At 37.7% G+C, this 942-nt stretch carries 1 pseudogene; it reads left to right on the forward strand.

The window, feature by feature from the left end:
• Positions 1-942 (forward strand): annotated as a pseudogene (locus ACFIQE_RS10885) (N-6 DNA methylase); the annotation flags it as partial.

Consider the following 942-nt stretch of genomic DNA (forward strand, 5'->3'; position numbering starts at 1 on the left):
GGACAAGGAGACCTATTCCGCCGTTCTGAATTTTTTGATTTTGTCAAAGCCATTTTTCTGGATAGTTTTAAAATCACCGATTACTGGGGCCTATGGGCGAACAATGTTGCTGAGATTGCTCAAAATCATATCACGCATCTTCAAAATCTGCTTACTGATGAGACAAGCGAAACCTATCATGCTTTTGATGCCTTTCATAAGGAATTAAAGAACAACGTCAACAGTGAAATCAAACAAGAGGAAGCCATTGAGATGCTTGCGCAACATCTTGTCACGCGTCCCGTGTTTGAAGCCTTGTTTGAGGGCAATAAATTTGTACAAAACAATGCCATTTCACAAGCAATGGACAAGATCTTAACGGAACTGGATAAAACCAATATCGAAGAGAAAACGAAAGTTCTTGATAAATTCTACAAAAGTGTCATGTTCTGTACAGCAGGCATTATCAAAACGCATGCAAAACAGAATCTTATTATCAAACTTTATGAAAGTTTTTTTGCCAAGGCATTTAAGAAAGCCACGGATAAGCTTGGGATTGTTTATACACCCGTTGAGGTTGTGGATTTTATCATTCATTCTGTTGATGATGTGTTGCGTAATGAGTTTGGAAAAAGCTTGGGGGTCACGGGGTGTCTCCATTCTAGACCCTTTCACTGGAACAGGAACCTTTATCACACGGCTTTTACAATCCAATCTCATAAAATCAGAGGATATGGAATATAAATTCCGTCATGATATCCATGCCAATGAGATTGTTTTGCTTGCCTATTACATAGCAGCGATTAACATTGAATCGACCTATCATAGTTTGATGAAAGAGAATTATATCCCATTCAAGCATATTGGTTTGGCTAATACGTTTCGGATGCTTGAAAAACAAGATTTGATGAAAGGTTTACTAGAGGAAAACAGTGAATATTTAGAGCATCAAAAAAAACTGGA

The organism is Bartonella sp. AA1HLJMS (genome assembly GCF_042197445.1).
Taxonomy (GTDB): Bacteria; Pseudomonadota; Alphaproteobacteria; order Rhizobiales; family Rhizobiaceae; genus Bartonella.